Genomic DNA, 14,236 nt, shown 5'->3' with positions numbered 1-14,236 from the left:
TATGAACATCCTATCGAGTAACCCCACCAAAGGATTATTGCTGGTAACAGGAGTGCTGGCCGCCTCAACGGCGATCGCGGGAGAGACTCCGGTGGCCCAGACGCTATCAGAGACCGCCCAGGTTTACCGGAGCATCGGGTTGGGCTTTAGTGCTGCCCTTACCATGAGTTTGAGCGTCATCGGGGCGGCTTATGCCGTGGCCCGGGTGGGATCTGCCGCCATGGGCGCAGCGGCGGAAAAGCCGGAACTGCTCACCCGCAGTATCCTGTTTGTCGCCTTGGCGGAAGGGCTGGCCGTATTAGGGTTCGTCATCTCCATCATGATTCTCCAGAAGCTCTGAACAGGAAATCCTTCATGAAATACTACTGTATTGCGGATGAGGATACGGTGCGGGGATTCCGGCTGGCCGGCATCGACGGACAAACGGTAGCCGTTCCCGCAGAGGCGGCACAGGCCTTTGAAAGCGCTCTTAACCGGCCTGATATCGGCATCATCATTTTGGCCCAGCAGGTGGCCGCCCCCCTTCGCACACAGATTGAGGCCCACCGGCTGGCCCGGGAGCGCCCCCTGATTGTTGAGATTCCCGGCCCGGGCGGCGGGCTCCCCGGTCATAAAACCCTGCTTCGCTCGGTTCAGGAGGCGGTGGGCATTCATATTGATTTCAAGAAGGAGCCACTGAGTGACCCCCATCGACCAAAATGATGGCGAAAGCCTGTGCCTCGACATTCTCAAGGAGGCGCAGGCGGAAGCAGAACGTCTGGTTGCCCGCGCCCGGCAGGACGCGGAATCCCTGCTCACCACCACCCGTGCCGCCGGGGAAAAGGCCGGACAGGAAAGACTGGACGCCGTCGCGCAGGAATGCGCCCGCCGCAAAGAAAAAATGCGGGCCTCCCTGCCGGTTGACTATGAACGGCTCCGGGCCGCCTGTATCGAAACCCTGTTGAACGTGATCCATGACGACATCCGGAACCGGCTTTTAAAAAAGGAAGGATTTGATTACAGGGAAACACTGGTTGCCTTAGCCGCCACGGCCATTGACCGGATGGATGGCACGGAATTTGAAGTGGCCTTATCGCCCGGTGATCACGACTTGATCGCCCATCTCGAGACCGCGATCCTCCAGCATACTCTAAAAACCGGACTTGAGATCCGGGTTGTATCCGATCCGGCCATCCAGGAGAGCGGACTCATCATTCGCGATCGTGCCGGCCGCCAGTTGTGGGATAACCGGCTTACGGCGCGCCTGGACCGATGCTGGCCGGAACTCCGGCTGCGGCTGGCCGCCATGATTCCCGGGGTGTTGAAGCCTGCAGACAAAGGAGCTCCTCCTCATGACGCCCTCACCCCATAATCCCCACGCGATCGTCGCCCGGGTCAGCGGCCCCGTGGTGACGGCTACCGGATTGACCGGAGCGCAGATGTATGAAGTCGTGCATGTGGGCGAATCCGGGTTGGTTGGCGAGATTGTGCGGCTGAATGGCAATCAAGCGACCATTCAGGTTTATGAAAATACCACCCTGCTCAAACCCGGTGCCCCCGTCCATTGCACGGGTGCACCTCTCTCAGTCTGGCTGGGCCCGGGCCTCATCGGGAATATATTTGACGGCATTCAGCGACCGCTTCCGGCCATCCGGGACCGGCACGGGGCCTGGTTGGAACGCGGCGAGAAAGTGGAACCCCTGAATCCCTCAAGCCAGTGGACTTTTGAGCCGGCGGTCAGGACCGGTGAAAAGGTGGGCCCCGGCCAAACGCTTGGCTTCGTTGACGAGACCCCGCTGGTCCGTCACCGGATTATGGTGCCGCCGGACCAGTCGGGAACCGTCCGTTCGGTGGTTGATAAAGGCATTTACGGGCTGACCTCGACCGTGGCGGTTCTGGATACTCCGGCGGGTGCGCTTGAAATCAGTTTGCTCCAAAAATGGCCTGTGCGGATTCCGAGGCCAAACCGGGAACGCCTCCCCATTACCCGCCCCCTGCTCACCGGCCAGCGGATTATTGATACGTTTTTCCCGCTGGGCAAAGGCGGATGTGCCGCCATCCCGGGCGGATTTGGGACGGGTAAAACCATTACCCAACATCAACTGGCCAAATGGTCGGATGCCGACATCATCGTATTTATCGGGTGTGGTGAACGGGGGAATGAAATGACGGAGGTTCTGCGCGAATTCCCGAAAATCACGGACCCGCGAACCGGTCGACCCTTGATGGAGCGGACCATCCTGATTGCCAATACCTCCAATATGCCCGTGGCCGCCCGTGAGGCGTCCATCTACACGGGAATCACGTTGGCTGAATATTACAGGGACATGGGGTTAAACGTGGCCGTCTTCGCCGATTCCACCAGTCGCTGGGCTGAAGCCCTGCGCGAATTGGCGGCACGTCTAGAGGAAATGCCGGCGGAAGAGGGCTTTCCGGCGACGCTCCCGACCCGATTGGCCCAATTTTATGAGCGGGGCGGTGCCGTGACGACCCTGGCTGGGGCCGCAGGCTCCATCACGATCGTGGGCGCAGTTAGCCCGCCCGGTGGTGATTTTTCCGAACCCGTCACCCAGCATACCCAACGCTTTGTCCGCTGTTTCTGGGCACTCGACACCGAGTTGGCCAACGCCCGCCATTACCCCTCCATCCATTGGATCCGGTCCTATTCTGATTATATTGAGGACGTCAGTGAATGGTGGAAGCAACGGGATCCTGATTGGATTGACTTGCGGACTGAAGCGCTCACCCTCCTCCAGCGCGAAGACCGGCTGCTTCAAATTGTTAAACTGATCGGGGCGGATGCCCTGCCCGATGCGCAGCGGTTGATTTTATTCGTGGCCGAAATCCTGAAGGATGGCTTCCTGGCCCAGAGCGCGTTTGAGGAGACCGATCAATACTGCTCCCCTGAACGGCAGGCGGCCCTGCTGAAGATCATCATGATCGTGTATGGCAAAAGCCGGGACCTGATTCTGGCGGGGGTGGCCCTGGAAAAAATCCAGGCACTGGGCTCGCTGGGGTCCCTTCTCCACGCCAAATCGACCTATGGGAACGAAGCCCTCGATGCGCTTGAAGGATTATCACAGAAAATTCAAGGAGAACTGGACGCCCTGGTGGCCCACACGGACCCCGTCCCCGCCCCCTCGTCAGGAGTCATCCCATGAACCCCGTACCCCGAATAGCATTGCAGGACCACGGCCTCACCTACATCGGAGCGGCGCGGATAGAGGGCCCCCTGATAGTGGTAGAGCGGGTAAGCGATGCGGGATTTGACGAGATGGTCGAGATCAGTGATCCGGCCGGACACAAACGACTGGGCCGTGTGCTGGACATCTCCGGGACGCGGGCGCTCGTACAGATTCTTGAAGGGACCACCGGGCTGTCCCACCAAACCTTACGCACCCGTTTTCTGGGGGAAAGCTTCCGGCTGCCTGTTTCCCGAACCATGCTGGGCCGCATGTTTGATGGACTGGGACGCCCCCTGGATGGAAGCCCGCTCCCGCTCTCCGCAGATCTCCGCGATGTCAACGGGCTACCCATCAATCCGTTTGCCCGTGAGTACCCGCGCGAGTTTATTCAAACCGGATTATCCGCGATTGACGGCATGAATGCCTTGGTCCGGGGCCAGAAGCTCCCCATTTTTTCCGGTAATGGGCTTCCCCATGACCGGGTGTGCGCCCAGATTATCCGACAGGCACGCCTCCTGGAAAGCGGGGAGGATTTTTCAATTGTGTTTGCCGCCATGGGCGTCAAACACGATGTCGCTGATTATTTCATCAGGAACTGCGAGGAGTCCGGCTCCCTGTCACGGGTGGCGGTATTCCTCTCCCTGGCGGATGCCCCGAGCGTGGAGCGATTACTCACCCCGCGTCTCGCCCTGACATTGGCCGAACATCTGGCCTTCGATTGCGGCCAGCATGTCCTGGTATTGCTGACCGACATGACCAACTATTGTGAGAGCCTGCGCGAAGTGGGAACGATCCGGGGTGAAATTCCCGGACGCAAAGGCTATCCCGGCTATCTGTATTCCGATCTGGCCAGCCTCTACGAACGCGCCGGCCGGATTGAAGGCTCAACCGGGTCTATTACCCAGATTGCAATCCTGACCATGCCCTCTGATGATATCAGCCATCCCGTTCCCGACCTGACCGGATATATCACCGAAGGACAGATCGTCCTTGATCGAGGCCTCTTTCAACGGGGCGTCTATCCCCCCATTGCCGGACTGCCCAGCCTGTCACGCCTGATGAAGGACGGGATCGGAAAAGGGTATACCCGCGAGGACCACCCGGCCCTGGCCAGTCAGCTCTTCGCCTGTTACGCGAAGGTGAAACGGGTCCGGGCCCTTTCAGAAGTGATTGGCGAGGAAGCCCTGAGCGATCTGGACCGGCTCTACCTGAATTACGGCGAGACGTTTGAACATCGGTTCCTTTCCCAGGGTGAACATGAAAACCGGTCGATCACCCACACACTCGATCTGGGCTGGGAGATCCTGTCCCTGCTCCCGAAGGAGGAATTACACCGAGTCAGTGAAGCGTTGCTGAACCAACATTACCAGGCAAAGGATCAAGCGGTAGCCAAATGACTATCCTCAACATTGCACCGACCAAGTCCGCCCTGCTTGCCACCCGGCATCAACTGGATGTGGCGGTGGAAGGCTATGATCTGCTTGAGCAAAAAAGACAGATCCTGGTGTTTGAACTGATGACCCGGTTGAAGCGAGCCACAGAAATTGAGCGTCAAACGGACCAGGCGCTTGCCCTGGCGTTCCAGGCCTTGCAGGACGCTGTCCTGGAGGTGGGATCCGTTACACTGGAGCAGGCCATACTGGCGATTCGCCAGGGTCATCAGGTGAACTTGACCACCACGCACCTGATGGGATTACGCCTTCCCCGAGTGACGGTCCATCATGAGTTGTTGGGCCTGCCTTTTGGTATCAGCGGGACCACCGCCCAGACCGACCTGGCCATGAGTCGATTTGCCGGGCTCCTCCCCTTACTCGCGGAGCTGGCTGAATTGCAGAACGTCATCCTGCGATTGGCCGCAGAACTCCGGAAAACACAAAGGCGGTGCAACGCCCTCATCAAAATCTTCATCCCCGATTACCGCCAGACCATCGGGGCCATCGCCGCCTCTCTCGAGGAACGGGAGCGCGAAGCCTTTATCATTGTCCGGATGATGAGGGATCGCCTGGCTCAATCGGCCGAGCCACCGTCTTAAATGAGGCGGGTTCCCTGTGAATCAACCGTTGTCACCCAGCTCTTGGAGGCGAAGCCCAGCGAATTGAAGGTCAGCACCATCTGCTTTTCGATGGTTCTGGCCTTCTGAAGGTTATCGGTAATGGCAAACATGGTGGGGCCGGATCCGGAAATGGCCACCCCGTCGGCACCGGCTTTAAGCGCGTTCCGTTTCACCTCATCAAAGCCCGGGATCAATTTGGAGCGGACGGGCTCCACAATGACATCATTCAGACACCGGGAAAACAGGGAGTAGTCATTTTTCGCAAAGGCCGCTGTGATCAACGCCGTATTGGCCATGTTGGCAATAAACTGTTCCATGGGAACCATCTTCGGAAGTAGTTTTCGGGCTTCCCGGGTAAGGACCACCACATTCGGCGTCACCAGCACAATTTTGAGACTTCGAATCGAGCCGATACGGGTGACATCGAGCGGGACACAGCACCGGGTCAAGGTGGCGCCCCCCATCAGGGCCGGCGCGGTATTGTCGGCAAAAAAACCGCCCGACACGATAGCTTCGGCCTCGGTCGCGGCGAGAATCAATTGCTCCAGGCTGAGCTGATTGCCATAGAGGACATTCGCCGCGAAGGCGCCGGCCGCCGCAGAGGCCGCGCTGGATCCTAGCCCGGAGCCGATCGGCAAGCCCTTGTGGAGGGTGAGCTCAATGCCCCCTTTGATATTGAGATATTTGAAAACATTGGCCGCCGCGAGGGCCGCGGTGTTTTTCCTGGGATCCGCGGAAAGCGGAACCGGCGAATGCACGGCGGCAATACGGATTTTACCGCCGGACAAACGCCGGGCTTCGACCACATCTCCGAGATTTTTAACCGCCAACCCCAGGACATCGAAGCCGGGGCCGATATTTCCGATCGTTGCCGGAGAAAAAACTTTGATCTGCTTCATGGCGCCCATCTTCCCAAGGAGCGCCACCGGTCGCAATCAAAATTTACCGGATTCAAACACAGATGATGTTGTTGGTTGACCCCAGCTCGCTGACGGCCAAAGGCGCGGTGGGATCCGCATGCCATTCCCCATCAATCACATATTTGTACTGGTATCTCCCCGGGAGGAGTTTGACGGATTTCGAAAACTGTCCGCCTCGCTTGATCATGGGGTCGGCCTGGGAATTCCAGTCGTTGAAGTCCCCGGCCAAAAACACACTTTTCGCATTATGCGATACCCCACATTTGAAGGTAGTCGTAACATGTCCCTTGGGTTTTGATTTCTTCACAGCCGAACTTTCCTTCATATGCGCCTCCTTTTTGCGTGTGTTACCCTCATCCCTGCTTACCACTCCACCCGACGCCGCCTGACTCGCGGCCTGCGCCGGATGCTTAGACTCCGAAGAGAACTTTTCCCGGATCGCCCGGATCGCCAGTTGAGCGTCGCGCCCCCTCGCCGACACATAAAGGCGCGCCCCCCTTCCCGCCCCGAGCGTAAGAATGCCCAGCAGGCTTTTGGCACTGGCGATTCGTCGGCCACATTTCACCATGATTTCAGATTCGAACATGTTGGCGACACTCACGAGCAGACCCGCCGGCCGCATGTGCCACCCCAGAGGATTTTCAATCGCCAGCGTGGTGGAAAATTCATTGTTCTGATTCATGGTTCCCGCTCCTTTATTACGTATGCACAGCCGGCGCTGCCCATCCTGGTTTCTGATTGATACCGACGCTTCTGAAACTAAACTATTTGCGGAATCTGACAAGCAGGAGAGTCCTGATTCTCACATCAGGGAATCCCTGATGGCCGGGGGCATGGGGTCAGGCTTAAAAATGATGCGAGCGTTGAACCAATCGAGGGTCAGTAAATGGCCACCAGGGTCAGCGAAATGTCTATATATTTCGGCCCGGGCCAAAGAACGTCCGTGTCCGGGATATCAGCACAAGAGGTCCTTCACCACTATCACAAACAGATCCCTGAATCGCTAGCGGCTGAAACCGATCCGCCAGTCCAGCTGGCTGGACTTGTCTTAAGTCAATCCACCAAAACGACTTACGTTATAATTTGTTCTCGCCATATTTGATTTCCCCGGTTCAGAGAGTCGTAACATCTTATTCCGTTGAAAAATCCCTCCGGACGGCGAGGCCGCCGTCCCATAGATATCAAGCTAAGGCCCTATGAATCTGGAACGAACGAGGGTTACCAGACTGCTCCCGAGTGAGTCTGACTTCAATAGAGAGAAAATACAGTTGTCGAGTTGTCAGGTTGTTGGGTTGTTAAGGAGAAAAGAGAAGGCCTGCAGGTAGATGTGCGCGTGGGTCTTCCGAAGGACCCAGGAATGGAGAACTGGATGACGGTGGCGTGGCGACAGGGAGCGGAGAATGCGATGAGGAAGGCCCGCATACACATGTGGGCGGGGTTTTTGAGTTTGCGGCAAGTGGCGGCCGACGTCTCGGCGGCCGTTTAAGCGTAGCGCTAGAGGCAATCGTTCGCCGGGACGTCGAACGCCACCTGTGCTTCGCGAGGAGGGGCCGTTCGGGTTAGGCTGTTTGTTCTGGGAATTCTGATGGCTAAATATGGTGCATAACAAATGTGTAATGTCGAGATTATGCGCACATTTGTTCGCCTGAGATCCATCCTTGCTTCACACACGGATCTCACTCAACGATTGGACGATCTTGAGCGCCACTATGATGAACAGTTCCGCGTTTTTTTGAAGCGATCCGCGAACTCATGACCCCTACAGATCCCCCACGAAAGCCAATTGGTTTTGCGGATTTGCTGTTGTCTTGACTCCTCTAAATCCAGTATATTGTCAGCTCATTTAATTCACTGAGGAGCATTATGAGCCTGAAAAACAACGAGATCCTTGAGTATCATGTCGGCGGCAAAATCGGTATGCGGGTCACCAAGCCCCTGAGGGGACCGGATGACCTCTCCCTCGCTTACACCCCTGGAGTGGCATTACCTGTCAAGGAAATCGCCCGCGATCGCGAATCCCTCTACCGTTGCACGGCAAAGGAAAACCTGGTGGCAGTGGTCTCGGACGGCACGGCTATTCTGGGACTCGGCGACCTCGGGGCCGAAGCCAGCATTCCCGTCATGGAAGGAAAGGCCGTTCTCTTCAAGGCGTTTGGCGACGTGGATGGATGGCCCGTCCCGGTGAATCATTGCCGCATGAATGGCAAAGACACCGGCAAAACCGACCCCCAGCGGGTCATTGACACGGTCCTGGCGATCGCCCCGATGTATGGCGGCATCAATCTGGAAGATATCGCGGCCCCGGCCTGTTTCGAAATTGAGGATACCCTTGACGCCATGCTGGACATCCCGGTCTTCCACGATGACCAGTGGGGTACGGCGGTGATTACCCTGGCGGCGGCCATGAACTACTGTCATATTTCACAACGCTCCATGGGTGAGTTGAAAATTGTCATCAACGGGGCCGGCGCGGCCGGGATCCGGATCTGTGAGATGCTCAAGGCGGCGGGCGCCAAAACCGTCATGTTGTGCGATACGAAGGGCGTCATCCGGAGTGATCGCAGCGATCTCAGTGGCAAAAAGAAGGAACATGCCTTCGCCACCTCGGCCAGTACCCTGACGGAGGCCTTGAAGGGCGCGCATATGTTTGTCGGTGTTTCGGCCGCCAACTGCCTTAAACCCGCCGACGTGTTGTCCATGGCGGCGTTGCCGGGAATTTTTGCGATGGCCAACCCGGACCCTGAAATCCGGCCGGAAGACGTGGCCGCCGCCATGGGGAATAAGCCCTATGTCATGGCCACCGGCCGCTCGGATTATCCGAATCAGGTCAACAATGTCCTCGGCTTCCCCTTCCTTTTCCGGGGAGCATTGGATGTCCGGGCCCGCACCATCAACCTGCCCATGAAAGTGGCGGCGGCGGAAGCCCTCGCCGCCCTCGCCCGGCAGCCGGTTCCCGCCGAGGTCAATAAACTCTACGGAACGGAGCTGACCTTCGGGCCGGGGTATATTATCCCGAAACCTTTTGATCGCCGGCTGTTCCTGGAAATTCCAGCCGCCATTGCCCAGGCAGCGGTGGCCTCCGGTGCGGCGCCAAAACGGGATCTGAGCGGCTACCGCGCCGAATTGAAGGCGCGTGATCAGAAGCGGTCTTTTCTGAATTCATGAACCTGCCCCAAACACTCACGATCGGTCCTCTGAAATTCGATACCCCGATTCTGTTTGCCCCTCTGGCCGGCTACTCGGACTTCGCCTTCAGGATGAGCCTGCGCGCCCTGGGCGGGGTCGGGTTTGCCTATACGGAGATGTTGAGCCCGGCCAGCCTGCTGATCGGGAAGGCGCAACGGCTGAAATCCCTGACCGCAACGTCAGCGGAGGATCTGCCGCTGGGCCATCAGATCTATGGGGCCCACTACGACACCCTCTGTGCCGGCGCGGTCCTGCTTGAGCAACGGGGGGCCCAGCTCATCGACATCAATATGGGCTGTCCCCAGCGTAAAATCTCCGTTCAAGGGGCCGGCGCCGGACTGCTCCGCGACCCCAAAGAGGCCATCCGGATCGCCGCCGGGGTCGTTCGGTCCGTGCGGATCCCCGTGACCGTCAAGCTTCGCCTCGGGTGGGATACCGAGACCCTGGTCGCGCATGACATGGTTCCCGAACTGGAAGCCGCCGGGGTGGCGGCGATCACCATTCACGGACGAACCCGATGTCAGGGATTCAGCGGCGAAGCGGACTTGCAGGGAATCCGGACGGTGGTGCAGGCGGCCAAACGGATCCCGGTGATCGGGAATGGCGACATTGCCTCGCCGGCGGCGGCCCGGCGGATGTTCGAAGTGACCGGGTGCGCCGGCATCATGCTCGGGCGTGGCCCGTTGAAAAACCCCTGGCTGATCCGTGATATCTGGAATGAACTGCGCGGTCTGCCGGCCGAACCGCCCCCCGGTCGCGATGAATGGATCGATTTCGCCGGGGCTCATTTTGAGCGGATGATTGAACTGTATGGGCCCCTGGGCGCCACCCGGCTTTACCGGAAATGGATTCCCCAATATCTGCGCCGGATGCTGGCCGGCCGCCGTCATCTGGTGGAAATGATGCAGCTGGAGGATGCCGTCGATATGCGGCAGGCCATTGAGTCACTCCGGAAAATCCGCTCCATTGAGAGTCCGGACCGGACGCCGGAGCCGGAGGAAGCCGCGCTCGCCCTGACGGACGCGGAGTCGTCGGACGGGGAATAGCCTGGGAATTCCGGTGCCTGAAAAGTAAAAAGGCGCGAAGTTTTCACTTCACGCCTTTCAACAATGACCAAGCGACTGCTCGCCGAGCCGTTATCCCTTGACCACTTTGCCGGAACGGATGCAACCCGTGCAAACCGTCTTACGGGTCACGCTGCCACCGGTTTTCACGCGAATCTTCTGAAGATTCGGCAGGAATTTCCGCCGGGTAATTCCCGTTGTGTGCAAGCCGATACCACCTTTTGCCTTGGCCAAACCATGACGTACAATTCGATTGCCCGTGCTAATCGTTTTACTGCAAATTTCACATGCCCTACCCATCGGTCGTCTCCTTGAATTAATGAGTGGCGAATATAGATATCTCCCCCACCTGACGCAAGATAAAAATCGCGCCCAACGAAAGTTTACGGAACCGGCTTACTGCCAGGCACCACATTCCCTGCGGGAATGAACACTTCCAACCGGGTGGAATCGAGCTGGGCCCCGGTTTCCCAATCCATACGCAGACGGGCGGCACGGGGTAACAGCGTCCGGCTGGATGACTCCCAGTTATTGGTCCATCCCGATTCAGAAAGGACGGAGACCTCGAACGCGGTGACATGCTCCAACAGCGTATTGCTGACGGCCGGGGCAAGCGCGTTTGAGCCCCACAAGCTCTGACTTTCACGCACCAGCGCCCCTGCCGGTCCGGCTCCTGATGAAATCAGGCTGTAACGGAGCCGCATGACTTCCATCCCCGAAAAATCGGATTCAGGGGAAGGAAGATGGCCCCGTGAAAAAGCAAGGACTGACTGTTGCGGGGCATTGCTTTCGATGAACACACTCTTCAGGATGAATGCAGGAATATTAGAGGAAGGGACCTGCGCGCACTGGCTTAAATCCTGCCGGAGTTGTTCCAGCACGGCATACGCCGGTTCCAGGCGACGGCTCTGCTGACGGTGCAAGGAGCCGGTCATCGTGCGATACACGGAAACAGCGGCCACCAGAATCAAGCTGGAGACAGAGAGGGCAACCAGAATCTCAACCAGCGTCATGCCGGCCTGCCGCCTGCCCCCGGCCAGCATCAGTTGAAAAACATCCTGCTGATGAAAAACACCAGGGCTGCCACGACCAACACTACCAGCGCGATCGTCAAGATCACCCACGGCTTCCGGTTATCTTTGCGATTTCCGAATGGGGACGCCGTGTGGAAGTTCTGGGGAATATGAACCGGCTCGGCCGTGATTTCAATTTTAGCGGTATCGGAGGCCGCTCCGCTATCCACTTCAACGTCCTGGCCGTCAAACATCAGTTCCACACTGCCGACCTGAAGGATGTCCTTGGGGCGCAACCCAATTTTCGTCACGCTGGCGCCATTCAGACGCGTGCCATTCGTAGAGCCGAGGTCAATGAGCGAATATTTGTTCCCATCCCGGACAATGCTGCAGTGCCGACCGGAAATGGAGGGGTCATCAATCGGAATTTGATTCTGGGTGGTTCGCCCTATGAAGGATTCATCATGGGTCAGCTCATATTTCCTACCTTTTACCGCACTCGACATTCCGATCAGGACAGCCATAGAAAATCCTTTCACCGAGAACTTAAAGCGATAAATAATGTCACGATTGCCGCCGGGTGTCAACTTGAGGCGCCCGCATAAAAAAACTGAAAGCGCCGGCGGCGGTATACGCCCAGCACTTTCAGTTTTTCAGGCGGGAGCATCTCCCGGCCAAACGCCCGGTCGATCAGGCCAGTTTTTTAGCCAGATCCGCGGCGGAGGCGGCATCAGCCGCATACCCATCCGCCCCGATTTCATCGCAGAATGCCTGCGTGACGGGGGCTCCCCCGATCATCAGCTTGACCTTGCCGGCCAGATCGGACTGCTTGAGCGCGTCCACGACTTCCTTCATATTCGTCATCGTGGTCGTCAGCAACGCCGATGCGCCAATCAAGGTGGCATTGCTCGCCCTGGCCACCTCGATGAACTTGCTCGCCTCCACATTGATCCCGGCGTCCACCACCTTAAACCCGCCCCCTTCAAGCATCATGCCCACCAGATTTTTGCCGATGTCATGAAGGTCACCCTTCACGGTCCCGATCACCACGACGCCACGAGGCTCCACCTTGGCGGCCGCCAAGGCCGGCTTCAACACTTCCATACCGGCCTTCATGGCCCGTGCGGCAATCAGCACTTCCGGCACATAGACTTCGTTCTTCTTGAACCGCGCCCCGATGATGCTCATTCCACCCAGCAACCCGTTATTCAAGATGTCCGCAGCGCCGATGTTCTCGTTCAATGCCTGCTGAACCAGCGTTTTGACATCATTGGCCTTGCCCTTCATCAAACTTTCCTTGATCTGCTCCAAAACTGCGCTCATCGAATACTCCTTTTGTTTGCGGTCATGCGTTCAAGACTTCCAGAATGCTCGAAACCCTAGCATTCCGGCGGGTTGAGAAATAGTGAGTTGCGGCTTATAAATACAACGTTCTTGCTGTATCTTGAGATTAATTTGATCAAACGGGCCGAAACGGCCGGCCTCTTCGCTTGACGTATCCACGATAAATAGAGATATTCAGGATGTTTTAAGGAATTCAGCTTTTTTGGTTTTTTGATCCCAAACGGAAAAATACGCACTTCTTGCTGTTATGCCTGATATTTCCAAACGACTTCTGCGCGATGTCTCCCGGGAGGTGCGACGGACCACCGGGGTTCGCCCGTTCTTCATGGAGTTGAACGGGGGAACAGATCCTGAGACCGATCCGTTTACCTTAACGATCCTGAAACTGAAGAAACTCCGTATCTACGCCCTGCATGAAAGCGTGACGATGGGCTGCCCGTATTTCTTTGAAATCATGCCGGGGCTGGGCAGTTGGATGGTGGCACTCGAACACCGAAGGATCATCCATGGCGCGTTGCTCGGCGGGGAGGTGCTTTTCAAGGAATCGCCCCTCTCTGAGGCGGATTGCACCCGGACCCTCCTGTCATGGGGCCTGTCCGAGGCTCAGGCTCACGACTATTATGTCAGCCGCCCCGTATGTTCTATCCAGGAACGGAACGAGGCCGCCGCCTGTCTTGAGCGCACCTTCTATCAAATGAGCGGGTGGAAGGCGGTCCAGCTTGAAGAAAACCGCCTGCGCCGGCAGCAGCAGCAGCAGATTGCCGAAGCCATTGAAGATCAGCGGCAACGGGGGGCGGAGACCTCCTACCCCTTTGACAAGGAGCGTATTCTCCTCTCCCATATCCGGTCAGGTGACCGGACGGGGGCGAGACGGGTACTGAACGAAATGCTGGGGGCCATGTATCTGACCACCCCCAAACTGGTGGTGTTGCGCGCCCGCGCCATTGAGATGATGGGCTACCTCACGCGCGCCGCCGTCGAGGATAGTCCGATTCTCGAATCCCTGATTGAGCGGAATCACCAATGGATGGAGCGACTGATCCGGGCACGTGATTTTGAAGCCTTGTCGCGTGTGCTCACCGATGCCCTGAACGACTTTATCGAGGGGATTTACGTGCACGGCTTCAACCGGTCAAATGCCCATGTCACCCGGGCCCTTGACTATATTACCCGCAACTATATGAAGCCCATCCGCCTCAAGGACATCGCCCGGGAAGTGGGGCTGAGCCCCTACCGTCTGGCCCATGTGGTCAAAGAACACAGCGGAAAAACCCTGTTGCAGATGATTATTCATTCCCGGGTTCAAAATGCCATCCAATTGCTGGGAAACACGAATAAGTCCTGTACGGAAATCGCCTATGAGGTGGGATTTAATGATCAGAGCTATTTCATCAGGCACTTCAAGCGGCTGACCGGCATTACCCCCGCCCGCTACCGCCGGACCCGTCTTATCCCTGAACCCCACCCTCTTTAATCAACCCCTTTTCTGAAT

Annotated in this window: 16 protein-coding genes; 10 read left to right on the top strand and 6 right to left on the bottom strand. The window is 57.7% G+C overall.

Annotation, left to right across the window (positions count from 1 at the left end):
- Nucleotide 1: 1 nt before the first annotated feature.
- From WCS52_03515 to WCS52_03490, 6 genes are read left to right on the top strand one after another with little or no spacing between them, the layout of a single operon-like run.
- Nucleotides 2-340 (top strand): ATP synthase subunit C, encoded by a 339-nt coding sequence (locus WCS52_03515; protein MEI6166240.1) that lies wholly within the window; start codon nucleotides 2-4, stop codon nucleotides 338-340.
- A 14-nt stretch (nucleotides 341-354) separates the two neighbouring features.
- Nucleotides 355-702 carry a V-type ATP synthase subunit F gene (locus tag WCS52_03510; GenBank protein ID MEI6166239.1) on the top strand — a complete coding sequence of 116 codons (348 nt, stop codon included), beginning with the start codon at nucleotides 355-357 and terminating at the stop codon, nucleotides 700-702.
- A complete protein-coding gene (locus tag WCS52_03505; GenBank protein MEI6166238.1) occupies nucleotides 680-1,351 on the top strand; it encodes a V-type ATP synthase subunit E in 672 nt (223 codons plus the stop codon). The genes WCS52_03510 and WCS52_03505 overlap by 23 nt, the downstream gene beginning before the upstream one ends.
- On the top strand, nucleotides 1,332-3,140 hold the full coding sequence (locus WCS52_03500; GenBank protein MEI6166237.1) for a V-type ATP synthase subunit A: 1,809 nt from the start codon (nucleotides 1,332-1,334) through the stop codon (nucleotides 3,138-3,140). Before WCS52_03505 ends, WCS52_03500 begins: the two co-directional genes overlap by 20 nt.
- On the top strand, nucleotides 3,137-4,561 hold the full coding sequence (locus tag WCS52_03495; GenBank protein ID MEI6166236.1) for a V-type ATP synthase subunit B: 1,425 nt from the start codon (nucleotides 3,137-3,139) through the stop codon (nucleotides 4,559-4,561). Before WCS52_03500 ends, WCS52_03495 begins: the two co-directional genes overlap by 4 nt.
- A complete protein-coding gene (locus WCS52_03490) occupies nucleotides 4,558-5,196 on the top strand; it encodes a V-type ATP synthase subunit D (GenBank protein ID MEI6166235.1) in 639 nt (212 codons plus the stop codon). The genes WCS52_03495 and WCS52_03490 overlap by 4 nt, the downstream gene beginning before the upstream one ends.
- Here the strand turns inward: WCS52_03490 and WCS52_03485 are convergent.
- The gene (locus WCS52_03485) at nucleotides 5,193-6,116 is read right to left on the bottom strand and encodes a homoserine kinase (protein ID MEI6166234.1); all 924 of its coding nucleotides are present in this window, start codon (nucleotides 6,114-6,116) and stop codon (nucleotides 5,193-5,195) included. The genes WCS52_03490 and WCS52_03485 overlap by 4 nt on opposite strands.
- A gap of 52 nt (nucleotides 6,117-6,168) precedes the next feature.
- A complete protein-coding gene (locus WCS52_03480; protein MEI6166233.1) occupies nucleotides 6,169-6,819 on the bottom strand; it encodes an HPr family phosphocarrier protein in 651 nt (216 codons plus the stop codon).
- 675 nt (nucleotides 6,820-7,494) lie between these two features.
- Here WCS52_03480 and WCS52_03475 point away from each other — a divergent pair.
- The 3 genes from WCS52_03475 (at nucleotide 7,495) to WCS52_03465 (ending at nucleotide 10,369) form a co-directional block, all read left to right on the top strand.
- On the top strand, nucleotides 7,495-7,623 hold the full coding sequence (locus WCS52_03475) for a hypothetical protein (protein ID MEI6166232.1): 129 nt from the start codon (nucleotides 7,495-7,497) through the stop codon (nucleotides 7,621-7,623).
- A 377-nt stretch (nucleotides 7,624-8,000) separates the two neighbouring features.
- Nucleotides 8,001-9,302, top strand: coding sequence for a malic enzyme-like NAD(P)-binding protein (locus tag WCS52_03470; GenBank protein ID MEI6166231.1), 1,302 nt, complete (start codon nucleotides 8,001-8,003; stop codon nucleotides 9,300-9,302).
- Nucleotides 9,299-10,369: a tRNA-dihydrouridine synthase gene (locus tag WCS52_03465; GenBank protein ID MEI6166230.1), complete on the top strand. Its 1,071-nt coding sequence runs from the start codon at nucleotides 9,299-9,301 to the stop codon at nucleotides 10,367-10,369. The genes WCS52_03470 and WCS52_03465 overlap by 4 nt, the downstream gene beginning before the upstream one ends.
- Nucleotides 10,370-10,459: 90 nt before the next feature.
- Here WCS52_03465 and rpmB read toward each other — a convergent pair whose 3' ends face one another.
- From rpmB to WCS52_03445, 4 genes are all read right to left on the bottom strand, one after another.
- The gene (gene rpmB, locus WCS52_03460) at nucleotides 10,460-10,687 is read right to left on the bottom strand and encodes a 50S ribosomal protein L28 (GenBank protein ID MEI6166229.1); all 228 of its coding nucleotides are present in this window, start codon (nucleotides 10,685-10,687) and stop codon (nucleotides 10,460-10,462) included.
- 83 nt (nucleotides 10,688-10,770) lie between these two features.
- Nucleotides 10,771-11,430, bottom strand: a complete 660-nt coding sequence (locus tag WCS52_03455; protein ID MEI6166228.1) for a type II secretion system protein GspJ — start codon at nucleotides 11,428-11,430, stop codon at nucleotides 10,771-10,773.
- Nucleotides 11,430-11,924: an FHA domain-containing protein gene (locus WCS52_03450; GenBank protein ID MEI6166227.1), complete on the bottom strand. Its 495-nt coding sequence runs from the start codon at nucleotides 11,922-11,924 to the stop codon at nucleotides 11,430-11,432. The genes WCS52_03455 and WCS52_03450 overlap by 1 nt, the downstream gene beginning before the upstream one ends.
- Before the next feature lie 166 nt (nucleotides 11,925-12,090).
- Complete coding sequence (locus WCS52_03445; GenBank protein ID MEI6166226.1) at nucleotides 12,091-12,723, bottom strand: corrinoid protein; 633 nt, start codon at nucleotides 12,721-12,723, stop codon at nucleotides 12,091-12,093.
- A 268-nt stretch (nucleotides 12,724-12,991) separates the two neighbouring features.
- Here WCS52_03445 and WCS52_03440 point away from each other — a divergent pair, with 268 nt between their 5' ends.
- Nucleotides 12,992-14,218: an AraC family transcriptional regulator gene (locus WCS52_03440; protein MEI6166225.1), complete on the top strand. Its 1,227-nt coding sequence runs from the start codon at nucleotides 12,992-12,994 to the stop codon at nucleotides 14,216-14,218.
- Nucleotides 14,219-14,236: the final 18 nt, after the last annotated feature.

This window comes from bacterium (assembly GCA_037128595.1).
In the GTDB taxonomy this organism is placed as follows: Bacteria; Verrucomicrobiota; Kiritimatiellia; order CAIKKV01; family CAITUY01; genus JAABPW01.
This window is presented reverse-complemented; position numbering and strand designations above follow the sequence as displayed.